Below are 25776 nucleotides of genomic sequence, written 5' to 3'. Positions count from 1 at the left end.
CGGATTCCGGCCGCTGCGACCAAAAGGCGAGAGGTTCGCCGTCGAGGAATCCAACGCGCGAGTGGCTCAGGACGCGGAGGTGGAATTCCCAGTCCCCCACCACCGGCAGGTTCTCGTTGTAGTAGCCCACATGGTCGTGAAGATTGCGTCGGTACAGGAAGGAAATGGGGACCGCGCGGTTGATCTTGAGCATGTCTGCCAGTGTTATCTGCCGCATGTCGGCCCAGAAGATCTCACGGCGGATGGGCTCGATCCTGTCCTCCACAAGCTCCTCGATGACGATCTCGGTCCGCACCATCACACCGCCTTCAGCAGCATGCGCGGGATCGTCAAGGTAGGCCACCGTGCGGGCAAGGAACTCGGGGGCCCAGAAGTCGTCGTCGTCATGAATCACCACGAACTCGCCGGAACCGACCTTGAGGCCAGCATTCGATGCCGCCTCCATGCCAGCTGACTCAGCATGGTGAATGGTGGTGATACGCGACCGTTCCGCTTCCGACCGCTGGGAGGTGAGGTGGTCGACGTCGGCCGGGTTCCCGCCGTCGTTGACTATCACCAGCTCGAAGTCCTGGAAGGTTTGGGCGAAGATGTCATCCAAAGCCCGTGCCAGGAAGATGGATCGGTTCTTGGTTCGGGTCACGATGGTGACGCGGGCGCCGGAAGTCATGCGGATCCATCCATGTGGGAGATTAGTCAACTCTGCATTTTAGCAGCGCCGGCTACTCCGAGCTTGGCCCGGACGGCGGCCAACTCCGGACCGGAAACGCCGCTCTCTGCCAGGAACCCGGGCGCATCCAACGACATAAGGAAAGCGCGCAGGCTCGCCCGCCGCTCGGTCAGCATCGCTTCCAGAGCAGCCTCGGACAGGTAAGGATCGTGTGCGTGCGGTGCCCCGTGGGTGCGATGCCGCTCGTTGATCCCCCGCGCTGCGAGTTCGTATCCGCGCACGATCTCCTCATCACCAATACCCGCCAATCGCTGCAGGATCAAAGCGATCACGCCGCTACGGTCCCTTCCCGCAGAACAGTGAACCACCACTTTGCCGGGCGACGCCGCAATGGCTTTGAAAACCGCCGCGATCTTGTCAGCGAACAGCTCAAGGTAATCGCCGTACTGCGCGGGATCCTTCAGGTACGGGCCGAAAAGCTCGCTGAAGTTCCTATGGTCCGGATCTTCCGTTGGGCAATGCACGACGTCGATGCGGGCCTTCACGTTGTCCGGCACCTCGGGATCGGTGTCGCGTTGCCGCCGCTCACGCGAGGCGCGGAGATCGATCACGGTGCGGACGCCGTCGTCGTACATCTGCTGCCACCCGGCTTCCGTGATCCATTCGTGGCGCCCCATCCGGAACACGTCGCCGGCAATCCGCCACGCGTTGACTGCGCCATCCCAGTGGACGCCCTGGTGTGCTGAAGTCGTCCTGTCCATAGGAGCCAGCTAAGCACAAAGTTTGGAAAGGAGGTCTTGCGCTGGCAGAGTGACCCATGTCATACTCATTCTCGATGCGCATCGACGATACGTATCGACAAGCCACAGGAACTGTTCAGCAGAGAGCACAAGGAGGTCAGGCCATGCCCACCAGCAAGGACGTCGCCCAAGCCGCCGGAGTAGCTCAAAGCACGGTCTCCTATGTTTTGAGTGGCAAGCGGCCGATCTCCGAGAAGACCCGCAAAAAGGTTGAAGACGCTATTCAGCAGTTGACCTATCAACCCAATGCCGGCGCTCGAGCCCTTGCCAGCCGCAAGACCAGGGTCATCGGCCTGGTGATCCCCTTCATACCTGAACTGCACATGGCCTCGATCATGGAGTTCGTCTCCGTCATAGCCAACACCGCCAGAATTTATGATCACGACATTCTCCTGGTCACAGAGGACGAAGGTGCACCAGGTTTGAAGCGCGTGGTGGGCCAGCAGATTTGCGATGGCCTGATCCTCATGCAGGTTGAAGGGGATGACGAACGCCTCCCCGTGGTTCGCAGCCTTAACGTACCTGTGGTGCTGATTGGAATCCCGCACGACCCCTCCGGCTTGGTCTGCATCGATGCGGACTTTGAAATGGCCGGGGAGCAATGCGTCCAAGATCTGGCGGCTGCCGGCCATAGTGTCATCTCGGTGATCGGTTGGCAGCCGGAGGTGGTGGAGCGTCACGTGAATTATGTAGAGCGCTTCATGTCCGGCACCGACAAGGCGGCCCAGGATTCCGGCGTCCGCGTACTGCACCTTCCGGGCGGCACCGACCGCGATGTCATCGCCGCGTCCGTTGACAAGGCCTTGGCTGAAACCACTGGAGTTCCGGCTTTCATCGCACCGGACGGGACTGTTCAGGACGTACTCCGCCGGGTGCTGAACAGCCGCGGCCTGACTCCAGGGGTGGACGTCTCCGTCATTGGCAGCGCCTCGCCCACGCTCGCTGAACTCCAGCCCATTCCGCTTTCCACCATCGACCTCCGCCCGGCTGAAGTGTCACGCCGTGCGGTGAAGATTATCTGCGACCTCCTCGAAGCCGAGAACCAAGGACCACGCGAATCCCTGGAACTGGTACCCACGGTCATCACGCACCGTTCAAGCACGCTCCGCCCACCCCACGGCAGCTAAGTCCCCCTCTGTAAGCACCTGATCCACCTCCCTTTCCGAACTCATCGATACGCATCGTCGATACGCATCGATAAATCGATCCCCAGAAAAAGGAACAGACAATGAAGTCAGCACAAAGGACATCCCGACCACTCGCATTGGCAGTGGCCGCCCTGGTCGGCCTGCCGTTGGCCATTTCCGGCTGCGGCTCCTCCACCGCCGCGTCGCCCTCCGAGGCCGTCACGGAACTCTCCGTGATGGACTACTACAACAACGAGCCGGACAAGTCGTTCATCGGTGATGCCCTGACCAAGTGCGGTACCCAGCTGGGCGTAACGGTCAAGCGGGAAACTGTCCCCGGAAAGTCGCTCATTTCCAAGGTTCTTCAACAGTCCTCCTCCAAGACACTCCCCGACGTCCTCATGTTGGACAACCCGGACCTCCAGCAAATCGCGGCCACCGGCGCCCTGGCTCCCCTTGCCGATTTCAAAGTCAGCACTGAGAACTTCGCTGAAGGCGTGCTGAGCGCCGGCACCTACAAAGACAAGGTCTACGGCCTGGCACCCACGGTGAACACCATCGCACTGTTCTACAACAAGGACATCCTGGCCAAGGCCGGCGTCACCCCGCCCACAACGTGGGAGGAACTCAAGGCGGCCTCCGCGAAGCTCACTGCCGGTGACCAGTACGGACTGGCATTCAATGCCAACCCCACCTACGAGGGCACATGGCAGTTCCTTCCTGTCATGTGGTCCAACGGTGGCGATGAGAAGAAGATCGACACCAAAGAGACCGAGCAGGCCCTGCAGCTGTGGACCGACCTGGTCAAGAGCGGTTCGGTTTCTTCCTCGGCGCTCAACTGGACCCAGGCTGATGTCAAAGACCAATTCCTGACAGGCAAGGCCGCCATGATGGTCAACGGGCCGTGGCAGATCCCGGCCTTGGACAAGCAGCCCACGCTTCAGTACGGCGTAGTGAAGATCCCTGTGCGTGAAGCCGGGCAGACGTCCGTGGCTCCGCTCGGCGGCGAGGTATGGACCGTCCCGCAGACCGGCAACAAGGCCCGGCAAGCGAAGGCGGCAGAGATGGTGGCCTGCTTGAACAGCGACGAGAACCAACTAGCCATGGCTACCGCCCGCAACACCATCCCGTCCAAAACCACCCTCTCGGACAAGTTCGCCAGCGACAACCCCAAGCTCGCCACCTTCACCGAGCTGATCAAAACAGCCCGGGCACGCACCGGCCAACTCGGCGAGGAATGGCCCGCTCAGGCAACCAAGATCTACACCGCAATTCAGACTTCACTGACGGGTAACGCTTCACCGGCGGACGCGCTCAAGCAAGCCCAGGGTCAGTAGGCAGCCCGCCATGTCCTTAACAACCGACCTACCTCATTCGAAGGGGCAAGCTGCCGGCGGGGCCGTGAAGAGTCACGGCCCCGGAACCGAAACGCCTGCACCCAGGCGCCGCACCCGCCAGCGCCGCGAGCGCATCTTCCAGTGGCTCTTCCTGGTCCCCGCAGTGGTCTACATGACGTTGTTCTTCGGTTATCCGGTAGTCAAGAACGTGGTCATGAGCTTCCAGGAGTACACCACTTCCACGTTCTTCACCGGAGAAGCCCCTTGGGTGGGGTTCACCAACTACGTGACTGTATTGTCGTCGTCGTTATTCTCGACCTCACTGCTGAACACCGTTTTGTTCACCATGGGCTCCATTGTTGGGCAGTTCGTGATCGGGCTTGCGCTGGCCATCTTCTTCCAGCGCAAGTTCCCGCTCAACGGGATTCTGCGGTCGCTGCTCCTGCTTCCTTGGCTCCTTCCCCTGATCGTCTCGAGTGCCGTGTGGCGCTGGATCCTGGATAAGGACAGCGGCGCGCTGAACCGTTTCCTGGGTGACCTCGGCATCATCGATACCGGTATTCCGTGGCTCACCAGCACCTCGCTGGCTCTCATTGCCGTGGTGGGGGTGAACATTTGGATTGGCATCCCGTTCAACCTCACCATCCTCTACGGCGGCCTGCAGGAAATTCCGGACGAACTGTACGAGGCCGGATCACTGGACGGTGCCACCGGCTGGAAGGCCTTCCGGCACATCACCTGGCCCATGCTGCGGCCAGTGGTGAGCGTAGTCCTGGTGCTCGGCGTCGTCTACACGCTCAAGGTGTTGGACATCATCCTGGGCCTCACCAACGGCGGACCCGCCAATTCCACCCAAACCATCGCGACGCAGTCCTACAACCTGTCCTTCCACGAATTCAAGTTCGGTGAAGGTGCGGCCCTGGGCAACGTGCTGGTGATCATCTCCTTGGTCTTCGCAGTCCTGTACTTGCGGGCCAGCCGACGCGCAGTGGACGAGTGAGGACAGCATGACAACCATACTGAGAAACCCCACCCGCCTGAACAGCCGCCCAAAAACAACGGGACGCAAGAACTGGGGCTACACGGCACTGGCCATCTTCTTCTTGGCCGTCATGCTGTTCCCGGTCTATTGGATGGTCAACGCCTCCCTGCAACCCAACGGCACCACCTTGGAAACCTCGTGGTTCCCGGTGAAGCCCGACTTCACCGGCTATGCCACAGCCATCAACGAGCAAGCAGGGAACCTGGGAACCAGCCTCATCATTTCGCTGGGCAGCGTAGCGCTGAGCCTGGCGATTGCCGCGCCGGCCGCCTATGCCCTGGCCTACTTCAAGGTCCGCGGCGCAGGCGGGGTGCTGTTCGCGATCCTTATCAGCCAAATGATCCCGGGAATCGTGGTGGCCAACGCTCTGTACACCGCGTACAACGATCTCGGCCTGCTTAACTCCATCCCGGGCCTGATCCTGGCTGATTCGGCCCACGGCATCCCGTTCGCGATCCTCATCATCCGGGCCTTCATGAACGGTATGCCGGCCTCAGTGATCGAGGCCGCGCGGGTGGACGGTGCCGGGCACCTCCGGGCGTTCTGGTCGATTGTGCTCCCACTCAGCCGTAATTCACTGATCACCGCAGGGCTGTTCACGTTCCTGTTCGCGTGGAGCGACTTCCTCTTCGCACTGACCCTCACCACCACTGAAGCAGTCCGTCCCGTCACCCTGGGCATCTTCCAATACATCGGCGCCTACGTGAATGACTGGAGTTCAGTCATGGCGACGGCGGTACTCGCTTCCATCCCGGCCATCGTCCTGCTGGTCGCGGCCCAAAAATACATCGCCGCCGGCACCACCGGCGGTGCGGTCAAGTAGACCGCTTTCCACACTTTCAAGGAGAAACAATGACTGAGAGCAAGCCCATCCGCGTGACCGTCTGGTCCGAAAACCGCCACGAGAAGCGCGACGAACTGGTGGCCCGCATCTACCCGGACGGTATGCACGGCGCCGTCAAGGCGGGCATCGAAGAGAACCTGGGTACCGCCGTCGAGGTCCGGACCGCAACGCTGGACGAACCCCAGCACGGCCTCAGCGAAGAAGTCCTCGCCAACACAGATGTCCTGACTTGGTGGGGGCACATGTCCCATGCAGATGTTGAGGACGAGATCGTGGAACGCGTCCACCGGCACGTCCTGGCCGGAATGGGCTTGATCGTATTGCACTCCGGGCACTGGTCCAAGATCTTTACCAAGCTCATGGGAACCTCGTGCACGCTGCGTTGGCGATCCGAACAGGACCGCGAACTCGTGTGGACCGTGGACCCCACGCACCCCATCGCCAAGGGCATCCCGCACCCGATCGAGATTCCTCAGCAGGAAATGTACGGCGAGTTCTTCGACATCCCCACGCCCGAAGAACTGGTGTTCATCAGCTCGTTCAGCGGCGGCGAAGTCTTCCGTTCGGGCTGCACGTTCCGCCGCGGCCACGGCAAAATCTTCTTCTTCAGCCCCGGCGACCAGGATTACCCCGTCTACCACCACAAGGACGTCCGACGCGTGATCGCCAACGCCGTGGAATGGGCCGTCACTGACCGCCCCGCACGCGCTGTTCCGGAGCTGCTTCGCTACGAAACCAACGACTTCTTCAACGGCAAGAGCTACCAAGGAGCCAACGCGTGAGCACTCCCTTCGCTACCATTCCCGACGACGGCACTCCCCTCCGCGTCGTCGTTGTAGGCGCCGGCGGCATGGGCCGCGCGTGGCTTCGAACGGTGGAATCGTCACCGCTGGTTGAGCTGGTGGGCATTGTTGACCTTGACCTTGCGGCTGCCGCTGAAGCGGCGGCGTCTTTGGGCCGTCCCGATCTGCCGGTCGGTGCCGGCACCGCCCAGTTGGCGTCCGACGTCGAAGCCCAGGCAGTCATCAACGTCACTGTCCCTGCCGCGCATCATCCGGTGACCACCGAAGCACTTGCCGCGGGCTTGCCGGTCCTCGGCGAGAAACCAGTAGCTTCGACTGTGGCGCAAGGCCTGTCCTTGGCGGCAGCGGCCGAGCTCTACGGCCAGCTGTTCATGGTCAGTCAGTCCCGGCGATACAACCGACAGCTGTTCTCGGCCAAGCGCTTGTCTTCGACCCTGGGTTCCGTTGGCATCGTCTCAGCCGAGTTCTTCAAGGCCCCGCACTTTGGCGGTTTCCGGGATGCCATGGACCACCCGCTCCTGCTGGATATGGCCATCCACCAGTTCGACATGGCCCGCTTCCTGCTCGACGCCGATCCGGTGTCTGTATTCTGCGAGGAATACAACCCGTCCTGGAGCTGGTATCGCGGAGATGCCGGTTCCACGGCCATCTTCGAGATGACCGGCGGCGAGCGCTTTGTGTTCACCGGTAGCTGGTGCAGCCCGGGCCAGGAGACCTCCTGGAATGCGTCGTGGCGGATCAGTGGTGAGCATGGCACTGTCCTGTGGGACGGCGACAACGAACCGGCCTCCTCCGTTCCCGTTTCCGGTGATGCCGCGGGCTCCGAGGACCCTTATTCTGAGGATCCGGGCCAGGAAATCGCCGGGTCCTTGCGGGACTTCGTGGCCGCTGTGCGCACGGGAAGCACACCAATGGGACGGGTTCACCAGAACATCATGAGCCTGGCCATGGTGGAGGCGGCCATCCTCAGCGCTTCCACAGGCGCCCGGGTTTCCGTGGATTCGCTGCTTGAGGACTCATACCAACAAGCCATCCTGGCCGAACGAAACCCCGCAGTGCTGGAGGTTCTGAAGTCCTGGACCTCAGTGCGGAGTGCCCTTGCGGGGGAAGGAATTCGGCTGTGACCTCGCAGCGGGAGTGAATGAACGTTGTTGACCCGCTGTTCCGTTGTTGGCCAACAACGGAACAGCGGGTCAACAACGATCGAGTGGTCTAACGCCTAGCGAGTTGCGAGGGTTTGATGGTGGACAGCAGGACCGACGCGTAGGCCTGGTGTCCGGCATCGTTTGGATGGAAGTTCGCGTCCAGAAGCGGCTGGGTCAGGTCGAGCACGATCCACGGATTATCCGAGTTCACCGCATGCCCGAGGAACCGTTTGGTCACATCGATAAACACAGCGTTGGTCCCGCTGCTTTCGACCGCTGCTGCGATGGTTGCATTAAGGGCATCAATGGCTTGATTCACGAGTATTTGGTTCTGGACGGGAACGTTTGTGATCCCATTGATCACAATGTCGCCTTGGGACGGATCAAACAGTCGTGGATAACCAAAAACAGCGATGACAGCATCCGGTGCACTCATCTGGATGGCTTGGTATGTGGTGGCCATGGCGGTTTGCAGAGTTCCAGTCTGCAGGTTCTGAATGATCGCGGTAACCGTGTCCGCACAAAGCTGGGTGTTTGGAGTAGCGCACGCCTGCAAAGCAAGCCCGCTTCCGGCATCCACGGCACCAGCGGTGATGCTGACCAGATCAGCATCCGCCAAGGCCTGCTGGCCCGCGAGGATCTGTTCGGCGACAGTTGGCGTCACGCCATCATAGAAGGGTGGCACAGGGAACAACACGGCTCCGTGACATGCCAAGTTAGCCACCAGGGTGACTTTCGGCGAAGCGTCCGCAAGGTCGACGTAACCACCTGGGCTTTGCCAACAAGCAACAGGCGGCCTGCTCAAAGCCCCCGCACCGGTCCCCGCCGTGTACGAATCACCGAGTGCCACATACGTCACTGGTGGCGGCGGCGCCGCGGCGGCCGGACTGGCCGTAAATCCTAGCGTGAGTGCCAGGGCGGCGAGTCCCCCCTGCAAAAGCCAAGTTCCGGCGTCGTGCTCGATGAGTTGCCATGATGCTTCCCCTTCATACTGCTCTTTGGGGCTCCGGTGACCCATCAAAGGGGTCACTTCGCGGCTCGCCCACCCGTCGGCCGCGTACGGGGCAATGTGTTGGCCAGATTACGCCCAGGCGCGTGCCGGGGGAAGACCTCGACAGCGCTAAGCGCCGTACTTCGCCAGCCGAAACTCCAGTCCGTTCCGGACCGCGGGCCATTCGTGTTCAAGGATGGAGAACACCACGGTGTCGCGGAGGGCGCCATCCTCGCTGCGGGAGTGGTTTCGAAGCACGCCGTCCTGCTTGGCGCCGAGCCGGGCGATAGCCTCGCGGGACTGCTGATTCATCCAGTGCGTACGAAACTCCACGGCGGGGCAGCCCAGCGTTTCGAAGGCGTGCCGCAGGAGCAGCAGCTTCGAATCGGGGTTGGTCCCGGTGCCATGCGCCGACGCAGCGTTCCAGGTTGATCCGATCTCCAAGCGTGGCGTGGCGGCGTCGATATTCATGTACGTTGTCATACCGATCAGCTTGCCGGTTGCATTGGATCGCGTAGCAAAGGGCACCATGGAGCCTTGGGCCTGCAAGGCCAAGCGACGATCGACTTCAGCGGCCATGCCCTCAGGCGTTGGGACGGAGGTGTACCAAAGCTTCCAGAGATCGCCGTCGCGGGCTGCATCCACCAGGCCGTCGTGGTGTTCCTGGCTCAACGGTTCCAGCGTCACGAATTTTCCGGTCAGGGTGATGGGTTCGATAGAAGTCACCCGGTTAGCCTAACCGCCTCCGGGCTTCAGTCGTTCCAGTCGAAGAAACCTTTGCCCGTCTTGCGTCCCAGCTCGCCGCGCGCCACTTTATCCCGCAGGATCTGCGGCGGAGCGAAACGGTCGCCCAGCGTGGAGTGAAGGTATTCCGCGATGCCCAACCGGACATCCAAGCCAACAATGTCGGTGGTCTTTAGCGGGCCTGTGGGGTGCTTGTAGCCGAGGACCATGGCAGCATCGATGTCTTCCGCCGACGCCACTCCCTCTTCCACCATGCGCATCGCTTCAAGTGCAATGGCCACGCCGAGCCTTGAGGACGCAAAGCCGGGAGCGTCATTGACGACGACGGCGGTCTTGCCGAGTGCCTCAGTCCAGTTCTTTGCCGCAACAGCGAGTTCGGGCGACGTTTCCTTGGCCAGCACCACCTCAATGAGGGTTGATGCGGGCACCGGGTTGAAGAAGTGCAGGCCGACGAAGTTGGCGGGGCGGCGAAGTTCGTTGGCAAGCCCCGTGACCGACAGCGAGGACGTGTTCGACGCCAGGTAAGCATCGGCGGACAAGTGGTCCTCCACAGCCTTCAGGGCTGTGACTTTGAGGTCGTAGTCCTCAGGCACTGCCTCCACAACGAGGCCGCAGTGAATGAACGAGTCGTAGTCCGTGGAGGTGCTGAAGCGGGACATTGCCCCTTCAGGGGTTTCGCTCAAAGTGCCGCGGGCGGCGGACTTGGCTACAGCATCAGCAACCCGCCCTTGGGCTCCGGCTGCTGCCTCGTGATCGCGTTCTACTACGATCACGGTTGCGCCCTTAGTAAGAAACGCATGTGCGATGCCAGCGCCCATTCGCCCACCACCGAGGACTCCAACGACGTGCGGGATGGCGGGAGCTTCAGTCATTTCTGGATCCTGTCTTGCGTCGGAGTGGCAGTGTCTTGCGCGGCAGTGGCGGGCAGCTCGGCGTCGGGCGCGGCAGCGTCGCTCGCGGCAGTGTCTTGCGAAGCCTTCGCTGATTTCTTGTCCAAGAACGCTTGCATGCGATCAAACTTGGCCTGGGACTCGAAAAGGATCCCCTGGGCGAGTGTGTCGATCAGCGGGTGCGCTTCAGCCGGGGCGTGGAACACCGACTTGGTGATACGCACGGCCAAGGGATCCTGGCGTCCAATCCTGTCGGCCAGTTTGTGCGCTGCATCCATCAACTCAGGTGCTTCGTGGATCTCCGTAATCAGGCTTATACGCAGGGCTTCTTCCGCGCGGAGCACGGCACCGGCCAGGAGAATCTCCTTGGCCTTCGGCTCCCCCACCAACTCCTTGAGCCGCCAGCTGGCTCCAGCTGCGGCCAGGATCCCCAGCCCAGTCTCCGGGTTGCCGATACGGACGCTCGGAGTACCGATGCGGAAGTCGGCGGCGTATGCGAGCTCGGCTCCCCCTCCAAGGCAGTACCCGTCCAAGGCCGCTATAACCGGCATGGGCAATTTGGCGATGCGGACAAAGATCGTGGAGTTGATCCCCTGCAGGGCGTCGTCCCGGCGGCGTTCGCGCAACTGTCCAATGTCAGCACCGGAGGCGAAAACGCCCTCGGTACCTGCAATGATCAGCACCTTCGGGTTCCGCTCAAGTTCAGCGCAGACAAGGTGAAGCTCGTCCACCATCGTCTGGTCAATCGCATTACGGACCTCTGGACGGTTCAGCAGAACAGTGAGGCGGTCTTCACGTTCCTCGATGAGAAGGGTGGTGAAATCTTTCGCATCCAGTGCCATTACACGCCTTCCAGCAGCATCGCGGTGCCCTGGCCGACACCGATGCACATGGTGGCCAAGCCGAGCTTGGGCCCGGAAGATGAGGCGAGTTCGCGTTCCATGCGCCCCAGCAGCGTGATTGCTATGCGTGAGCCGCTGGAACCCAGCGGGTGCCCCAAACTGATGGCGCCGCCGTCGTTGTTTACGATGTCCGGGTTTAGTCCGAGGCGCCGCATGCTCGCCAACGATTGGGTGGCGAACGCTTCGTTAAGTTCCACGGCGCCCAGCTGATCCGCGGTGAGGCCAGCGCGTGCCAGGACCTTCTGCGTGGCAGGGACCGGGCCGATGCCCATAATTTCGGGTTCACATCCTGCCGAGGCGCCGTCGATGATACGGGCGCGGGGCGTCAGGCCAAACTTCTTGATGGCGGCCTCAGAAGCAACGATGATGGCTGAGGCGCCGTCGTTGAGCGTGGATGAGTTGCCGGCGGTCACCATGGATCCTCCAGGGACGACGGGCCGCAATCCGGCCAAAACATCCATCGTGGTGCCTTCGCGAGGGCCTTCATCAGTGTCCACCACGGTCTCCGACTTTCGGGTCTTCACCGTGACGGGGACAATCTCATCCTTGAACCGGCCACCGGCGATGGCGGCCAGCGCAAGCTCGTGTGAGCGGACAGCAAAGGCGTCAGCATCCTCGCGGGAGATGTTGTCCACGCGACCCACTTCCTCCGCCGTTTCAGGCATGGAGTAGGTCATTTTCCCGTCGCGGGAAAGCTCGCCCTTGGTGAAGAGCGGATTGGCGAAGCGCCAGCCGATGGACGTATCGAAAATTTGACCGGGCTTGGCGAACGCCGTGGTCGGCTTCTCCTGCACCCAAGCTGCCCGGCTCATGGACTCTACGCCACCGGCCACCACGATGTCCGCGGCTCCTGACTTGATCATCTGGCTGGCCATGATGATGGCGCTGAGGCCCGATGCACACAGGCGGTTCACTGTGATGCCTGGGATGTGGAGGGGAAGTCCGGCCAAGAGGGTGGCCATGCGGGCCACGTTCCGGTTTTCCTCGCCCGCGCCGTTGGCATTGCCGAGAATTACCTCATCTATGGCGTCAGGGTCGACGCCGGCACGCGCCACTGCTTCCCGGACCACCAATGCTGCAAGATCGTCCGGGCGGACGGAGGACAGTGCCCCACCGTAGCGACCCACAGGCGTACGTGCGCCGCCAACAAGAAAAGCCTCGACCATGAGAACATCCTTCGCGAAGTGAAAGGGACCGGCCAGGAATAATATACCGACCGTTCGTTCTATAAAGGTTACACGGCCCAGCGGGCCGGTCAACAGCTAAGCCCTCAGTTACGGACCAGCTGGTGACGGGTCCGCGGGGCGATCAGACCACGCGGATTCCCAAGTGGCCAGCCAGTAGCGGCGCCATGAGGCTCAGCTGATAGTCATCGATCACCACTCCAGCAAGCCCTGCCAGACCATTGATTCCCCGGAACTCCGAGGTGCGCAGATCCACGTCCTTCAGTTTGGCGCCCGAAACATCCAGCGTGCCAATGGTGCAGTTCTTCAATGCCAACCGCGTTCCCGTGCAGCCCCCGAGGTCAAGCTCGTTGATGATGCAGTCGGAGATCTGAATATCCATGAGCTTGGAGCCGCGCAAGTTCACATAGTCCAACTTGCCGCCATCGACGCGGACGGAGCGCCAGTTCCCCTCATAAAGTTCGGCTGACCCCCACCGCGGATTGGTGATCTCCACGTCCTGCCAGGAAGTTCGGGCAGCCATGAAGACCGGGGCACACGGCTCGGAAAAGATGCACTCGCGGAACGTTGCGCCCCGCAGCTGCGCCTCATTGAAGGAGACACCGTTCAGCTCACATTCAATGAAGTCCGCGCCGCTCAGTTCCTCTCCGTCGGCAGAAACCCGGGTGAGCCGGACGCCGTCGTACCGTTCGCCACGCTGGAAGTCCGGGGCGTCGTCGTCACGCAATTCGTCCAACCGCACAGGCGAGATCTTGGGCGCTGCAACCTTCGCTGCCGCCATCAGAGCGATTCCGCTTTGGCCGCGATCTCAGCAAGGTCCTTGCTGAGGGCCTTGCGGGTCATGGTCATCCCGATCTTCCCGAACAGGGCCATACCAACCTTGCTGATGAGCGAAGGGTTGACCATCTCTGCGCCGAACTTCAGCGTCAGGTCCGTGCCGCCGTCGCGCTCGTCCAAGGTGAAGCGGGTGGTGTAGTCGGCGCCACCCTGGAGCGCTTTGACCGTGGTGCTGCGTGGAGGGTCAGTCTCGGAAACCCACAGCTCAACAGTCTCCTGCTTACCCATCATGGTCCGGGTCTCTTTCCAGCGGGTTCCCTCACCATAAGGGCCCTCACTGAGCATCTGGACTGAATCGATGCCGGAGAGCGTGCCGGCCGAGCCGGGAATGTCCGAGATAACGGCCCAAACTTTCTCCGGGCTTGCATTGACGTGCTGCGTCAGGGTGGTGGTGTGTTCCATACATCGAGCCTAGACCCGACCCCCGACACTCCAAACTGACTCGCTCGTTGCGAGGCCCACTCAGCACGACTCACCCCTCGCAAAAGGCGCAAACCAGGCCCCACAACGCCAGAGGTGCGCGTTGCGAGGCCCACTCAGCAGGACTCACCCCTCGCAAAAGGCGCAAAGCAGGCCCCACAACGCCAGAGGTGCGCGTTGCGAGGCCCACTCAGCACGACTCACCCCTCGCAAAAGGCGCAAAGCAGGCCCCACAACGCCAAGGGCGCTCGTTGCGAGGCCCACTCAGCACGACTCACCCCTTGAATAAGGCGCAAAGCAGGCACCACAACGGGAGAGGGTGCGCGTTGCGAGGCCCACTCAGCAGGACTCACCCCTCGCAAAAGGCGCAAAGCAGGCCCCACAACGCAAACGGCGCGTGCCCCTGAAAGGAGGCACGCGCCGTCGGGCGTTTGAAGCGTTTGAAGCGTGAGCCTTAGCTGAACAACTCGCTCTTGGGTTGGTTGTTCTTGACCTTCTGCCACCCGAGCCACAGCACCAGCGCGAAGAACGGAATGGTCGCGAGGGTCCACAGGCCCAGCAGGAAGACCTCGCCGGTTTCCTTGTCGGTTATGGAATCGAAGCCGATCAGCACGGTGATGGCCAGCAGGGCGATGAGACCCACCCAGCTGGTCCACGGCGAACCTGGCATCGGCAGGCTCGAGACGTTGCCGCGCTTTTTCCGGAGGGCGATCTGGCTCGCGAAGATTGAACCCCACGTGAAGATCACACCGATGGAGGCGGTGTTCAGCGCGAGGTCGAACGCGTGCGAGCCACCCAGCCAGATGTTGAGCAGGATACCTACGAGGTACACGCCGCCGATCGCCAGGATGGCCGCGTACGGCACGTGGCGGGTGGACATCTTGGTGAGCCACTGCGGGGCGTGGCCGTTGTTGGCCATGGTGCGGAAGATGCGGCCGATCGAGTACAGGCCCGAGTTGCAGGACGACAGCGCTGCGGTGATGACGATCATGTTCATGACGTCGCCCATCCAGCCCAGGCCCATCTGGCCAAACACAGTCACGAAGGGCGAGGTGCCGGCAACGTACTGGTCCGACGGCAGCAGCATCGCAAGCAGCGTCACCGAACCGACGTAGAAGACCACAATACGGACCACGACGGCGCGGATCGCCTTGGGAACTTCGCGTTCCGGGTTCTTCATCTCACCAGCAGTAATACCGACGAGCTCAATGGCGTTGTAGGCGAAGATCACGGCGTTGAGGACGAGGATCATCACCAGGCCGCCCTTGGGGAACATGCCGCCCTCGTCATGGAAGAGGTTGGCCACAGACGCGTTGCCGTCGCCTACCTTGGCGTTGGTGACAACCATGAACGTGCCAACGGCTAGGAAGATCACAATGGCCGCGACCTTGAGGCAGGAAGCCCAGAATTCGAACTCGCCAAACGCCTTGACGCTGAACAGGTTCACGGCCACCAGCAGCACCAACGCTGCGATGGCTGAGAGTTCAATGGGAACGTTTGGGAAGAAGAACTGGAAGTACAGGCCGATCGCGATGAGCTCAGCGATGCCTGTCATGGCCCAGTTGATGAAGTACATCCACCCGGAGAGGAATGCGCCCTTTTTGCCGAACATTTCACCGGCGTAGCTCACGAACGAGCCGGAGGTCTGGCGGTACATGATGAGTTCGCCGAGAGCGCGCATCAGCAGGTAAGCGATGACGCCGGCAATGGCGTAGGAGAAGATCAGGGCCGGGCCGGTAGAGGCCAGACGACCACCGGCGCCCATGAAAAGGCCGACGCCGATGGCGCCACCCATGGCGATCATGGTGACGTGGCGGCGGCTCAGGGTCTTCTGATATCCCTCGGCGCTGAGGTTGGAACCGACGGCCGTGGATGGAGCCGACGGGTTCTGGAGATCTGTGGGAGTACTTTGCGGCACAGCTGTTCCTTGTGGGTTGGGGTGTTGCTGTAGGTGTTACGCCAGTGCCGGAACACGGGCGGCTTTGGCACACAAAATTCGGGCTTTTCCTCATTCGAGAGCTCGAAGTGTGACAAAGAACGCAGAACGCCGAAGCTTCGCGCAACCCGTCTATCTTACGGGATGATCCCCAATGCCCGTGACCCAGGCAACAGGCGCGCGTTGATATTCGCTGCTCATGCCCGCGTCAGCACGATGTTCCCGGCTTCATCTGCGAGAACTTCGTATGACCGCAGGGGCTTGGCCCCTGTAGTGGAACACCCGGTTTCCAGCTCGAAGGCGTGCTGGTGAAGGGGACATATGACCACGTTATGGTCGATGGTGCCGTCGGCGATTGGGCCGCCCTTATGCGGGCAGACACCGGATACTGCCCGCAACGATCCGTCCCGTAGCCTGAACACTGCCACCTGCTCGCCGTCCACTCCGAAGGCTCTGCCCTCCCCGAACGGAATTTGGTCTACGGGCCCTAAGACGCGCTGAACGATCGTTGCTACTGCGGGCGTTGAGAGGTTGCTCATCGAACAGGCACCTGCGGCAGCACGGTCAACGGCAGGGAGGTCCGGAACTGCCCGGGTGTGAGTGGTTTGTCGCGTTCGCTCCAAGGATCGGCATAGGCATCCACCGAGGCTTGCATGGCCGCGTCCAATCGGCCGGCGATACCCTCCGAGTCGTCCAAAATGACTCTCCGAAGGTGTTCTATGCCTACCCTGGGCACAAAGGTGTAGGTCCGTTCCAGCCAGTTGGCGTTCTCCCTGTAGTACTGCATGAACCGGCCCGCCAGGAGGGTGACTTCTTCGGGGGTATCCACAGTGACCAACAGATCTCCCTTGCGGATGTGGGCACCGGCCGCTCCGCCCACATAGATCTCCCATCGGCCACCCTCCACCGCCACTACGCCGACGTCCTTGACCAGCGACTCCGCACAATTGCGCGGACAGCCGGAGACCGCAAGTTTCAGCTTGGCCGGTGCCTCGATTCCCTGGAAACGGGACTCCAATCCAATGCCCAAGCCGGTTGAGTCACCAGTTCCAAACCGGCAGTAGTCCTTGCCAACACAGGTCTTGACGGTCCTGAAGCTCTTGCCGTAGGCGTATCCGGACGGCATGTCCAGATCAGCCCAGACCTGGGGCAGGTCCTCCTTGGGCACCCCCAGCAGGTCGATTCGTTGCCCGCCCGTCAACTTGATCATGGGAATACTGTGTTTCTCCGCGACGTCGGCAATCCTCCGGAGCTGTTGGACCGACGTCACCCCGCCTTTCATTTGCGGGACCACGGAGAAGGTTCCGTCGCGTTGGATGTTGGCGTGCACGCGGTCGTTGATGAAACGGGCGTCGCGTTCGTCAATGTACTGATCGGCCAGCATCATTTTCAGGAGGGACGCAAGGGCCATCTTGGATTTGGCGTCCTCAAGGCTACCCGGGGCGAGAGCGGCAAACACCTGGGAAACGGATCGAAGCCCTCGCGCGCGGATCTCAGCCATCAAGCCGGCCTTGTCCAGCGGAATTCCTGGAACGTAGTAGCTCGCTGCCGGGTCATCCTCCACAGCCCCACCCGCGGCCCACTCCACCACCTGGCTGACCATGAGCTTGCACGAGCCGCAGCCCTTTCCGGCCCGGGTAGCGTCCATGGCCGCGGACACCGAGAGGCAGCCGCCCTTCACCGCAGCAACGAGTGCCCCTTTCGAAACCCCGTTGCAGTTGCAGACTTGCGCGCTGTCAGCCAGTTCGGCCATGCTCGCCTCTTCACCCGGTGAGCCGAGATCAAACATTAGCGAGAGCCGCTCCTCCGGGAGGGGCAAGCCCTGATCAAAAGCTTGGGTCAGGTAAGCCACCTTCCGGCCATCTCCCAGCAACGTGGCGCCCACCATCTTGTTGTCGCGGATGACGATCGACTTGAATACGCCCCGGCTGGGTTCCGAGAACACGATGTGTTCATCCGTCTCCCGCTCCGGTCCGGCAAGCCCCATGGACGCAACATCGACGCCGGCCACTTTTAGTTTGGTGGCGGTCCTGGACCCCAAGTACACCGATGAACGATCCGCCCCGGTGACTTGATCGGCCAGCACCGCGGCCTGCTCCCACAATGGCGCCACCAGTCCGTAGACCTCACCGCGGTGCTGCACGCACTCCCTACAGCGAAGATGTGGTCTTCATCCATGACGCGCAGGTGATCGTCCACCACAATGCCCCGCTCCACGGGCAGGCCACTAACGACGGCGACATCAACGTTGGGTCTGATGCCTGCGGTAACAACCACCATGTCGCAGTCGAGCTCCCGTTGATCGTGCAGGCTCACCCCGGTGATTCGCTCCGTACCAAGGATCGCCGTGGTCCGGCTTTCGGTATGCACTTTAATGCCCAGCGCCTCCACGCTACGGCGCAGTATTGCACCGCCGTCGGGCCCCAATTGCGCATTCATGAGATGCCTGCCGGAGTGGACCACCGCAACGTCCAATCCGTTGGCCTGCAAGCCGTGTGCGGCTTCCAGCCCGAGCAAACCGCCGCCGATCACCACTGCCCGGCCATGGTGCTCATTATTGGCGAACTGAATCATCTTCCGGGTGTCGTCCAAAGTCCTGAACGTGAAGACACCGTGCCGGACTGCGCCGCTGGGGGCATAGGTACCCTCCATGGGCGGCAAGTGGGAGCGGCTTCCGGTTGCGATGATCAGGTCGTCGTAGGGTTCCACGCGGCCGTCTGCGGCAAACACGTGCTTGCTGAACTTGTCGATACGGTCCACCCGGACACCAACGTGAAGGGTGATGTTGTTCTGCTGGTACCAGGGCAGCGCGTTGAGGAAGATGTCCGCATCGCTCTCTTCACCGGACAGGACATGGCTGAGCATGATCCGGTTGTAGTTTCCATAAGGTTCGTCGCCGAACATGGTGATGTCGAAGAGGCCCGCGCCACCCCTGGCCAGGATTTCCTCCACGGCCCGGGCGCCTGCCATTCCGTTGCCGATAACCACCAGCCGCCGGCGCATCAGTGCTCCACCATCCCCAGGTCCACCACAACGGAACCCCTGACGCCTGCGGGTGCCACGATGAACAGCTCGATCACCGATCCACCTTCAGTGTCCTCAACCACCCTGAGCGGAATATGTACGTCGCTTTTGGCCCCGATGGGGAAGTATCGCATGGGTACGCCGTCGCGCATGAGGACCACGGTGATGAGCTCGGGACTGGAATTGCCGCCGCGGAAGTACAGCGTCTGGTTCACGACGCCGTCCGGGACGAAGTGCGCAAGCTCGCTGTGCAAGGGGACCGGCTTTTCCATGCCGATGCCTTCGAACGGGTAGATGCCTTGCAGGAAGAGATTCTGGATGATCACGGAAGTTCCTTTCGGCCGGCTTCCTTCCATGGTGCTCCGCCTGTGTTTCAAGACGCTCCCCCGCCCTGTTTCGGCCTGCAGCACAGGGAGTAACGATCCCTTTGCAGGCGGCTCACGGGGCGGCTCGCCGCCGGGCTCACGAGCTACAGCAATACGCCGCCCTGCATCCCATACCGCACCCAGTGTCCGCCCGTGCCGACAGGACCACTGCGGTGTTCGACGGCGACATCGGCACGTGCGCAGCGGTCAAACCACTCGCCCAGGGCACGGTCGTGGCTCACAATCACCAAGGTTCCTTCGAATGAAGCGAGCGCTGCCTGCAGCTGCTCCACCAGCACCGGCGCCAGATGGTTGGTGGGCTCGTCCACGATCATGGTGTCGTAGCCGCCCAGAAGAAGCCGGGCCAGAGCGAGCCTGCGCTGTTGCCCTGCTGAAAGACTTCCGACCGGAACATGGAACTCTGCAGGCCGGAACAGCCCCAGCCGCAGCAAGCCCTCAGCATGTTCATCGATGTTCCCGCCCAGCCCCGCGGCGAATGCAGGAAGGAGGCGCAGCCCTGGCCGCGCGGGTACCTCCAGTTCCTGCTGCAGATAGCCCACCTTGCCGTTCGCCGTGACGCTCCCGGTGGCTGGCTCCAGCGTCCCGGCGAGGATAGACAACAGCGTGGATTTGCCTGCACCGTTAGGCCCGGTGATGAGCACCTTTTGTCCGGCCTCCACCCTGAGGTGGGTGGGCTGGAGCCGGCCAGGTGCGCTGACGCCGTGAGCTTCCAGCGCGGGTTCGGACGCCGCCAACGCTGTAACTCCCATCGGTGCTGCCAGTTTCAGCGGTACGGGCGGCCGATCCACGGGGTTGTCCTCGAGCCTGCGGAGTCGCTCCTGAGCGTTGCGTACTTTGCTGGCGGCCGCGCTTTGCCAGGTCCCGGTCTTGAACCCAAAGGCCATTTTGTCGTTGTCGCGCTTTCGGCCGTAACCCATTCCGTCCGCAACAGTTGCGGCTTGAAGGCGTTCAGCGGCCATGGCATCGAGCCATTCCTCGTACTGCTGGATCCACCGCGCGCGTTCGGCGGCTTTCTCCCGGAGGTAGCCTTCGTAACCATTCCCGTAACGGTTCACGGCCCGACGGTCAGCGTCAACCTCGATGATGGTGGTGGCGACCTTCCGCAGCAGCACACGGTCATGCGAGACCACCACCACGGTTCCGCGGTGCGCAGCCAGTCGTGATTCGAGCCAAGCAGTGCCGCTCGCATCCAGGTGGTTGGTGGGCTCATCCAGAAGCAACGCTTCGGCTGGATCTGCGAGCAAGCAGGCGAGCGCTACGCGTTCCTGCTCGCCTCCGGACAAAGATCCAAGCGTTCGACGGCGGTCCAAGCCTCCCAGCCCCAGCTTGTTCAGCGCTGCTTCCACCCGGGACTCGGCGGCGTATCCCTCACGGAGCTGGTATTCGGTTTGCAGGCTTCCGTAGAGCTCGAGCTCGTCGGAGTCGGCGTCGGCAAGGCCAGCCTCAAGTTCCAGGATGCGCGCTTCCAAGGAACGTAGGGAAGCCAAAGAAGTGTCGATGGTGTCCCCCACGGTCAGGGACTCGGAGAAACCATGTGTTTGCGCGAGGTAACCCACACGGTAGCCGGAATTGCCTGCCAGACCTGCCGTGCCGTCGTCGGGCGTTTCAACGCCGGCCATGAGCCGGAGCAGGGTGGATTTGCCGGCACCGTTTTCGCCGACGATCGCTACGTGTTCGCCGTGGTGGATGGCGAGGTCGACGGCGTGGAAAAGTTCGCGGTCCCCGTAGCCGTGGGAAACGCCGGAAAGGTGAAGGTGGTCAGTCAAGAGGAATCCTCGCAGGTCCGCAGTGGGCGGCTAAGTGCCGTGTGGGTACTGGGATGCAGCCGGGAAGAAGGGCTGCGCTCAAGACTTCATCGCTCCAGACTGCCCGGCATCAGGGGTTCAGTCAAGCCGAGACACCATTTTCGACACCTATGAGGATTCATAACCATTGAAATGACACCATAGTGGTGTCAAAATGGTGTCATGCAGTTAAACCAGTACGTCGCCGCTCTCAAGCACCAGCTGGAAACCGCGGCCGAGGCCGGCGGCCCGGAAGCGCGGGCCCTCAGCGAGCGGCTCACCGCGGCGCTCGAATCCACCGTACGACTAGTCCTCCTCGAGGCCCTTTCCGACGCCGCCAACGAAATCACCCTGGAGCTGGCGCCCGGCTCCGTGGAGGTGAGGCTCCGAGGCCGTGACCCCGAATTCGTGGTCAGCAACCCGCCCGGCGACAACGACTTCGAGGCAATGATCGAACAGTCAATACGGGGCACCATAGCGTCGGAAGACTTCGACGGCGCCAGTACTTCACGGACCACGCTCCGCCTTCCGGACCAGCTCAAGCAGCAGGTCGAAGCAGCAGCAAGCCATGACGGCCTGTCCGTGAACTCCTGGCTGGTCCGGGCCGTCGCCGACGCCCTCAACGGACGCTACTCAGGCAAACGCGTCCCGCGCGGCGAACCCGGCGAGCAGAACTTCACAGGATGGGCACGCTAATGGCAACGTTCCAGACACCGCAGCCGATCGCCGTCGTCGTGGATATTTCCGTACGTGCCGACATCCGTGCGGTTGCCCGCGAAGGCAACGACACTGTGGTCAGCGTCCGCCCCCGAAAGGAAAGGCGAAGCCTTGACGTCAGGATGGCTGAGCAAACCACTGTGGACTATTCGGATGGCCGCTTGCAGGTCCGGCTTCACCCCGGGTTCCGTCACAGCTGGTTCAGCGACGGGGGCGCGGTAGAGATCACCGTGGAGGTTCCCGTAGGCAGCAGCCTGGAGCTGAAGTCCGCAATGGGAGACCTCCACTGTGACGGCAAATTCGGCGCAGCTGACCTAAGGACCGACTTGGGACATATAACCATCGACCACTGCGGCGAACTGCGGGCGCACACGGACATGGGCGACATCGCGGTACAGCGCGCCTCGGGGAGATCCAGGATAAAAACCGGCTCTGGCAAAATCCGCATCCTTCATATTGACGGAGTTGCCACCGTAAAGAACGGCAACGGCAGCACGTACATCGCGCACGCTTCCGGCGAACTTAGCGTCAGCGCAGCCAATGGCGACATTTCGCTGGAGCGGGCCGGCCTTTCCACTACCGTCAAAACGTCCAGCGGTGACATCACCGTGGGCGAAGTGGCCGCTGGCAGCCTTTCGGTTCAGACCGCTGCCGGCACACTGGCCGTCGGCGTGCGTGAGGGCACAGCCGCCTGGCTGGACCTCAACACCAAGTACGGGCGCGTTCGCAATGCCCTTCAAGCCACCAGCGGACCGGGCGACACCACCGACAAGGTGGACATCCGCGCCCGCAACGCTTATGGCGACATCGCAGTGACCCGGTCCCCCGTCAGCGCCCGCCAAGCATGGTTACACGGCAGCGACGGCCCGCTTCCGGCGGGCCTTGGCGAGTCGCGTACCGATCAGCCCCTGCCGCGGACTGAATAGGTACACGACCGCGAACACCACGCCTTGGGTGAGGACCACCATGGCTCCTGACGCCGTGTCCAGGTAGTAGCTGAGGTAGATGCCGGCCACGGAACACACCACGGAGATCACAGGGGCAATGACCAGCATCCGGGAAAAGCGGTCTGTCAGCAGGTAGGCCGTGGCGCCTGGAATGATCAGCATGGCCACCACCAGCACTACGCCCACCGTCTGCAGGGCCACCACCGATGTCAACGCCAGCAGCCCCAGGAGCAGGGCGCCGAGCCTCCGCGGTGAGAGGCCAATTGCGTGGGCATGCGTAGGGTCAAAGGCATAGAGCGTGAGGTCACGGCGTTTGAGGATCAGGATCGCAAAGGCCACCACGCCCAGGACCACCACTTGGATGAGGTCCGGGACACTGACGCCCAGCAAGTTTCCGAAGATGATGTGGTTGAGGTCGGTTTGGCTCGGGGTCACGGAGATCAGCACCAGGCCCAGCGCGAAGAGCGACGTAAACACGATCCCGATCGCGGCGTCTTCCTTCACCCGGCTTGTATTGCGAACCACCCCAATCAATGTCACCGCGATGAGCGCAAATACCAACGCACCCAACGCAAACGGCGCACCCACGATGTAAGCGATCACGACGCCGGGAAGCACCGCATGCGAGACAGCGTCGCCCATGAGGGACCAGCCGATGAGGACGAGCCAGCAGCTGAGCACGGCGCAGACCACCGCGGCGATGGCCGTTGTTGCGAGGGCACGGACCATGAAGTCGTAGCTGAGGGGTTCCAGCAGGAATTCCACGGCTAACCCCTGTTCATGACATCGAGGCCGAAAGCCATGGCCAGGTTCTCCGGCTGGAGCACTGTGTCCGGGCTTCCATGCATGAGCACCTTGCGCATCAATAACACAGCTTCGTCGCAGAGTTGGGGCAGGGCATGGAGGTCGTGGGTGGAGATGAGGATGGTGGCGCCGTTGTCGGCCAGCTCGCGGAGGAGCCTGGTGATGGTGGCCTCCGATCGTTTGTCCACGCCCGCGAACGGCTCGTCCAGCAGCATCATGGTGGCGCCTTGGGCGATACCCCGCGCCACGAATGCGCGCTTCTTTTGCCCACCGGACAACTGCCCGATTTGCCGGTCGGCGTACTCGATCAGCTCCACGCGCTCCAAGGCATGCTCGACGGCGTCCCGGTCAACTTTGTGGGGCCGGCGCGTGAATCCCAAATGCCCGTAACGGCCCATCATCACCACATCGCGGACTGACAAGGGGAAGGCCCAATCAACGTCCTCGCTTTGGGGAACGTAACCGATGCCGGCGTCCTTGCGCATCTTTACCGGGGGTTGGCCGTTGATGAGCACCTTGCCGGAATCGGGCTTCACCATGCCCATGATGACTTTGAACAGTGTGGACTTGCCGGAGCCGTTCATGCCCACGAGTCCGCAGATCCGCGAATGTTCCAAGCTCAGGGACGCAGAGTCCAAGGCCAGGACCTCACCGTAGTGGACGGTGACGTTCTCAACAGCGATCGCGGGAGTGCTCATGGCGTTCCTCCAGTGAGTGCGGTGGTGATGACTTTGGCGTCGTGACGGATGAGGTCAAGGTAGGTGGGAACGGGGCCGTCAGCTTCGGAAAGGGAATCGACGTAAAGAACGCCACCAAACCTGGCGTCCGTGGCACCAACCACCTGTTGCATCGGGGCGTCGGAAACCGTGGATTCACAGAACACTGCCGGAACCTGGTTGGCCTTGACGAACTCGATGGCCCGGGTGATCTGCTGTGGCGTGGCCTGCTGTTCAGCGTTCACGGCCCAGATGTAGACCTCCTTGAGGCCGGCATCCCGGGCCAGATAGGTGAACGCCCCTTCACAGGTGACCAGCGCCCTCTGCTTCTCCGACAGTACAGACAGCTTGGACACCATCTCGTCCTGCACGGTCTGGAGTTGGGCGTTGTAGGCCTTGGCGTTTGCTTTGAATTCGCCGGCGTGCGAAGGTTCCAGTTTGGCGAAGGCCTTGGCCATGTTGTTTGCGTAAATCTGAACGTTTTTGGGGGACATCCAGGCGTGCGGGTTCGGCTTTCCCTGGTAGGAGTCCTCGGCAATGGGCATGACGTCCACGCCCTCGCTCACTACCGCGTGCGGTACATCGAGGTCCTCCACGAACTGGGCAAACCATGCTTCCAGATTGAGGCCATTGTCCAGGATGAGATCGGCTTGGGCAGCTTTCCGGATATCGCCCGGAGTTGGCTCATAGCCGTGGATCTCAGCTCCAGCTTTGGTGATGGACTCGACGCGGAGCTTATCTCCGGCAACGTTCTTGGCGATGTCTGCCAAGACTGTGAAAGTAGTGAGGACTACGGGCTTGTCATCTTCTCCCGCAGAGGAGTTCCCGCCACAGGCGGAGATTCCTAAGGCAAGGGCGATTGCGGTCAGGACAGCAGCGAAACGGCGGACATCTTTGGCGCGCCGAAACGGAAAGTTAGGCATACCGAAAAGTGTAGCCAAGCATGGCCCGCGCAGCAAAGCTAGGCTGGTCATATGGGCACTCTTTCCACAAAAGCACCTTTGTATAGATTCACTGCCCTGGATGCCATGGCCGTGGCAGCATATGTGGGCTTCACCGCCTATTTCCTGCTGGCTGGCCAGACGCTCAACCGTCTAATGCTTGATCTGTTTGATGACCCGGCAACAGCGTCCTATGCCGTCAACGCGATCTTTTATGCCGCCGTCGGAATATTCGCCGTAGCCTCCGCCTGGCGGGTAGTGGGCCGTGACCTCCGAATCTTGGGAACCCGGCCGTGGTTCACCCTTGGCATGGTGCCGTTGACCCTGGTGGTGATGCTGATTCTTACAGCCTTTCTGGTGGCAGCCTTCGGGACCGCCCAAAGCTCCCAGAATCAACTGGGCATCCAAGGCATGCTGCAGCAGGTGCCTGCTTGGCTGATGGTGCCATTACTGGTCATCCTGGGCCCGTTCGTGGAGGAATATCTCTTTCGGCACCTCCTGATCGGCAAGTTGTCGCAGTACCTGAATATCTGGGTTTGCTGCGTGATCTCCGTGGTGGTTTTCTCGTCCATCCATGTAGTAGGCCGCGAAGGAATCGCTTTGTCTGCGCTCGCTCCGTATTTAGGGATGGCCGTGGTGCTGGTAGCTGTTTACGTCTGGACGGGCAAGAACCTGATGTTCTCCTACTTTGTCCACGCAGCCAAGAACCTCATGGCCGTTGTCCTGATCTACGCCGTCCCGCCCGAACTCCTCCCCAACTAGGTCGCAGTTCAGGTCGTTCTCAGCCC

Annotated in this window: 25 protein-coding genes and 1 pseudogene; 9 read left to right on the top strand and 17 right to left on the bottom strand. The window is 61.8% G+C overall.

Translation table 11 applies throughout. The features are described from left to right. Both RIF72_RS18250 and RIF72_RS18245 read right to left on the bottom strand, forming a co-directional pair. On the bottom strand, positions 1 to 697 hold a 697-nt coding region (locus RIF72_RS18250; RefSeq protein ID WP_309076244.1), incomplete at its 3' end, for a glycosyltransferase family 2 protein. Then, positions 694 to 1428, bottom strand: coding sequence for a tyrosine-protein phosphatase (locus RIF72_RS18245; protein ID WP_309076243.1), 735 nt, complete (start codon positions 1426 to 1428; stop codon positions 694 to 696). The genes RIF72_RS18245 and RIF72_RS18250, both read right to left, overlap by 4 nt. A gap of 143 nt (positions 1429 to 1571) precedes the next feature. On the opposite strand from RIF72_RS18245, the gene RIF72_RS18240 reads away from it, so the two are divergent. From RIF72_RS18240 to RIF72_RS18215, 6 genes are all read left to right on the top strand, one after another. After that, entirely contained in the window at positions 1572 to 2594 is a 1023-nt protein-coding gene (locus RIF72_RS18240; protein WP_309076242.1) for a LacI family DNA-binding transcriptional regulator, read from the top strand. 101 nt (positions 2595 to 2695) lie between these two features. Next, entirely contained in the window at positions 2696 to 3931 is a 1236-nt protein-coding gene (locus tag RIF72_RS18235; RefSeq protein WP_309076241.1) for an extracellular solute-binding protein, read from the top strand. Positions 3932 to 3941: 10 nt separating this feature from the next. Further along, positions 3942 to 4931 (top strand): sugar ABC transporter permease, encoded by a 990-nt coding sequence (locus RIF72_RS18230; RefSeq protein WP_309076240.1) that lies wholly within the window; start codon positions 3942 to 3944, stop codon positions 4929 to 4931. A gap of 7 nt (positions 4932 to 4938) precedes the next feature. After that, positions 4939 to 5796 (top strand): carbohydrate ABC transporter permease, encoded by an 858-nt coding sequence (locus RIF72_RS18225; RefSeq protein ID WP_309076239.1) that lies wholly within the window; start codon positions 4939 to 4941, stop codon positions 5794 to 5796. 29 nt (positions 5797 to 5825) lie between these two features. After that, positions 5826 to 6599 carry a ThuA domain-containing protein gene (locus tag RIF72_RS18220; RefSeq protein ID WP_309076238.1) on the top strand — a complete coding sequence of 258 codons (774 nt, stop codon included), beginning with the start codon at positions 5826 to 5828 and terminating at the stop codon, positions 6597 to 6599. Next, the gene (locus tag RIF72_RS18215) at positions 6596 to 7744 is read left to right on the top strand and encodes a Gfo/Idh/MocA family oxidoreductase (protein ID WP_309076237.1); all 1149 of its coding nucleotides are present in this window, start codon (positions 6596 to 6598) and stop codon (positions 7742 to 7744) included. Before RIF72_RS18220 ends, RIF72_RS18215 begins: the two co-directional genes overlap by 4 nt. A gap of 88 nt (positions 7745 to 7832) precedes the next feature. On the opposite strand, the gene RIF72_RS18210 is transcribed toward RIF72_RS18215, so the two are convergent. The 12 genes and pseudogenes from RIF72_RS18210 to RIF72_RS18155 form a co-directional block, all read right to left on the bottom strand. Continuing rightward, positions 7833 to 8783: an SGNH/GDSL hydrolase family protein gene (locus tag RIF72_RS18210; protein ID WP_309076245.1), complete on the bottom strand. Its 951-nt coding sequence runs from the start codon at positions 8781 to 8783 to the stop codon at positions 7833 to 7835. A gap of 102 nt (positions 8784 to 8885) precedes the next feature. Beyond that, entirely contained in the window at positions 8886 to 9482 is a 597-nt protein-coding gene (locus RIF72_RS18205; protein ID WP_309076236.1) for a GNAT family protein, read from the bottom strand. 26 nt (positions 9483 to 9508) lie between these two features. Beyond that, positions 9509 to 10372, bottom strand: a complete 864-nt coding sequence (locus tag RIF72_RS18200; RefSeq protein WP_309076235.1) for a 3-hydroxyacyl-CoA dehydrogenase family protein — start codon at positions 10370 to 10372, stop codon at positions 9509 to 9511. Next, on the bottom strand, positions 10369 to 11232 hold the full coding sequence (locus RIF72_RS18195) for an enoyl-CoA hydratase/isomerase family protein (RefSeq protein ID WP_309076234.1): 864 nt from the start codon (positions 11230 to 11232) through the stop codon (positions 10369 to 10371). The genes RIF72_RS18200 and RIF72_RS18195 overlap by 4 nt, the downstream gene beginning before the upstream one ends. After that, the gene (locus tag RIF72_RS18190) at positions 11232 to 12458 is read right to left on the bottom strand and encodes an acetyl-CoA C-acyltransferase (RefSeq protein WP_309076233.1); all 1227 of its coding nucleotides are present in this window, start codon (positions 12456 to 12458) and stop codon (positions 11232 to 11234) included. The genes RIF72_RS18195 and RIF72_RS18190 overlap by 1 nt, the downstream gene beginning before the upstream one ends. Positions 12459 to 12600: 142 nt before the next feature. Next, positions 12601 to 13257 carry a pentapeptide repeat-containing protein gene (locus RIF72_RS18185; protein WP_309076232.1) on the bottom strand — a complete coding sequence of 219 codons (657 nt, stop codon included), beginning with the start codon at positions 13255 to 13257 and terminating at the stop codon, positions 12601 to 12603. Continuing rightward, positions 13257 to 13715: an SRPBCC family protein gene (locus tag RIF72_RS18180; protein ID WP_309076231.1), complete on the bottom strand. Its 459-nt coding sequence runs from the start codon at positions 13713 to 13715 to the stop codon at positions 13257 to 13259. Before RIF72_RS18180 ends, RIF72_RS18185 begins: the two co-directional genes overlap by 1 nt. Positions 13716 to 14187: 472 nt before the next feature. After that, complete coding sequence (locus RIF72_RS18175) at positions 14188 to 15651, bottom strand: amino acid permease (RefSeq protein WP_309076230.1); 1464 nt, start codon at positions 15649 to 15651, stop codon at positions 14188 to 14190. A 215-nt stretch (positions 15652 to 15866) separates the two neighbouring features. Further along, complete coding sequence (locus RIF72_RS18170; RefSeq protein ID WP_309076229.1) at positions 15867 to 16208, bottom strand: Rieske (2Fe-2S) protein; 342 nt, start codon at positions 16206 to 16208, stop codon at positions 15867 to 15869. Continuing rightward, a pseudogene (gene nirB / locus RIF72_RS18165) lies at positions 16205 to 18672 on the bottom strand (nitrite reductase large subunit NirB). The gene RIF72_RS18170 and the pseudogene nirB overlap by 4 nt, the downstream one beginning before the upstream one ends. Then, on the bottom strand, positions 18672 to 19019 hold the full coding sequence (locus RIF72_RS18160) for a molybdopterin oxidoreductase (protein WP_309076228.1): 348 nt from the start codon (positions 19017 to 19019) through the stop codon (positions 18672 to 18674). The pseudogene nirB and the gene RIF72_RS18160 overlap by 1 nt, the downstream one beginning before the upstream one ends. A gap of 143 nt (positions 19020 to 19162) precedes the next feature. Next, positions 19163 to 20845, bottom strand: a complete 1683-nt coding sequence (locus RIF72_RS18155) for an ABC-F family ATP-binding cassette domain-containing protein (protein ID WP_309076227.1) — start codon at positions 20843 to 20845, stop codon at positions 19163 to 19165. A 201-nt stretch (positions 20846 to 21046) separates the two neighbouring features. Here RIF72_RS18155 and RIF72_RS18150 point away from each other — a divergent pair, with 201 nt between their 5' ends. Further along, positions 21047 to 21559, top strand: a complete 513-nt coding sequence (locus RIF72_RS18150) for a histidine kinase (protein WP_309076226.1) — start codon at positions 21047 to 21049, stop codon at positions 21557 to 21559. Then, positions 21559 to 22506, top strand: coding sequence for a DUF4097 family beta strand repeat-containing protein (locus RIF72_RS18145; RefSeq protein WP_309076225.1), 948 nt, complete (start codon positions 21559 to 21561; stop codon positions 22504 to 22506). The genes RIF72_RS18150 and RIF72_RS18145 overlap by 1 nt, the downstream gene beginning before the upstream one ends. On the opposite strand, the gene RIF72_RS18140 is transcribed toward RIF72_RS18145, so the two are convergent. From RIF72_RS18140 to RIF72_RS18130, 3 genes are read right to left on the bottom strand one after another with little or no spacing between them, the layout of a single operon-like run. Beyond that, complete coding sequence (locus tag RIF72_RS18140; RefSeq protein ID WP_309076224.1) at positions 22429 to 23292, bottom strand: metal ABC transporter permease; 864 nt, start codon at positions 23290 to 23292, stop codon at positions 22429 to 22431. The two genes, RIF72_RS18145 and RIF72_RS18140, sit on opposite strands and share 78 nt — an antisense overlap. Before the next feature lie 2 nt (positions 23293 to 23294). Further along, the gene (locus RIF72_RS18135) at positions 23295 to 24029 is read right to left on the bottom strand and encodes a metal ABC transporter ATP-binding protein (RefSeq protein WP_309076223.1); all 735 of its coding nucleotides are present in this window, start codon (positions 24027 to 24029) and stop codon (positions 23295 to 23297) included. Then, the gene (locus RIF72_RS18130; RefSeq protein ID WP_309076222.1) at positions 24026 to 24970 is read right to left on the bottom strand and encodes a metal ABC transporter substrate-binding protein; all 945 of its coding nucleotides are present in this window, start codon (positions 24968 to 24970) and stop codon (positions 24026 to 24028) included. The genes RIF72_RS18135 and RIF72_RS18130 overlap by 4 nt, the downstream gene beginning before the upstream one ends. Positions 24971 to 25021: 51 nt before the next feature. On the opposite strand from RIF72_RS18130, the gene RIF72_RS18125 reads away from it, so the two are divergent. Then, positions 25022 to 25750: a type II CAAX endopeptidase family protein gene (locus RIF72_RS18125; RefSeq protein WP_309076221.1), complete on the top strand. Its 729-nt coding sequence runs from the start codon at positions 25022 to 25024 to the stop codon at positions 25748 to 25750. The last annotated feature ends 26 nt before the right edge of the window (positions 25751 to 25776 follow it).

It is taken from the genome of Paenarthrobacter sp., from assembly GCF_031180005.1.
Taxonomy (GTDB): Bacteria; Actinomycetota; Actinomycetes; order Actinomycetales; family Micrococcaceae; genus Arthrobacter.
This window is presented reverse-complemented; position numbering and strand designations above follow the sequence as displayed.

Excerpts from the sequence above, each read along its gene's own strand:
- RIF72_RS18245 (WP_309076243.1), bottom strand. The coding sequence starts at position 1,428 with ATGGACAGGACGACTTCAGCACACCAGGGCGTCCACTGGGATGGCGCA.
- RIF72_RS18240 (WP_309076242.1), top strand. The coding sequence starts at position 1,572 with ATGCCCACCAGCAAGGACGTCGCCCAAGCCGCCGGAGTAGCTCAAAGC.
- RIF72_RS18235 (WP_309076241.1), top strand. The coding sequence starts at position 2,696 with ATGAAGTCAGCACAAAGGACATCCCGACCACTCGCATTGGCAGTGGCC.
- RIF72_RS18230 (WP_309076240.1), top strand. The coding sequence starts at position 3,942 with ATGTCCTTAACAACCGACCTACCTCATTCGAAGGGGCAAGCTGCCGGC.
- RIF72_RS18225 (WP_309076239.1), top strand. The coding sequence starts at position 4,939 with ATGACAACCATACTGAGAAACCCCACCCGCCTGAACAGCCGCCCAAAA.
- RIF72_RS18220 (WP_309076238.1), top strand. The coding sequence starts at position 5,826 with ATGACTGAGAGCAAGCCCATCCGCGTGACCGTCTGGTCCGAAAACCGC.
- RIF72_RS18210 (WP_309076245.1), bottom strand. The coding sequence starts at position 8,783 with ATGGGTCACCGGAGCCCCAAAGAGCAGTATGAAGGGGAAGCATCATGG.
- RIF72_RS18200 (WP_309076235.1), bottom strand. The coding sequence starts at position 10,372 with ATGACTGAAGCTCCCGCCATCCCGCACGTCGTTGGAGTCCTCGGTGGT.
- RIF72_RS18195 (WP_309076234.1), bottom strand. The coding sequence starts at position 11,232 with ATGGCACTGGATGCGAAAGATTTCACCACCCTTCTCATCGAGGAACGT.
- RIF72_RS18190 (WP_309076233.1), bottom strand. The coding sequence starts at position 12,458 with ATGGTCGAGGCTTTTCTTGTTGGCGGCGCACGTACGCCTGTGGGTCGC.
- RIF72_RS18185 (WP_309076232.1), bottom strand. The coding sequence starts at position 13,257 with ATGGCGGCAGCGAAGGTTGCAGCGCCCAAGATCTCGCCTGTGCGGTTG.
- RIF72_RS18180 (WP_309076231.1), bottom strand. The coding sequence starts at position 13,715 with ATGGAACACACCACCACCCTGACGCAGCACGTCAATGCAAGCCCGGAG.
- RIF72_RS18170 (WP_309076229.1), bottom strand. The coding sequence starts at position 16,208 with ATGAGCAACCTCTCAACGCCCGCAGTAGCAACGATCGTTCAGCGCGTC.
- RIF72_RS18150 (WP_309076226.1), top strand. The coding sequence starts at position 21,047 with ATGCAGTTAAACCAGTACGTCGCCGCTCTCAAGCACCAGCTGGAAACC.
- RIF72_RS18145 (WP_309076225.1), top strand. The coding sequence starts at position 21,559 with ATGGCAACGTTCCAGACACCGCAGCCGATCGCCGTCGTCGTGGATATT.
- RIF72_RS18135 (WP_309076223.1), bottom strand. The coding sequence starts at position 24,029 with ATGAGCACTCCCGCGATCGCTGTTGAGAACGTCACCGTCCACTACGGT.
- RIF72_RS18130 (WP_309076222.1), bottom strand. The coding sequence starts at position 24,970 with ATGCCTAACTTTCCGTTTCGGCGCGCCAAAGATGTCCGCCGTTTCGCT.
- RIF72_RS18125 (WP_309076221.1), top strand. The coding sequence starts at position 25,022 with ATGGGCACTCTTTCCACAAAAGCACCTTTGTATAGATTCACTGCCCTG.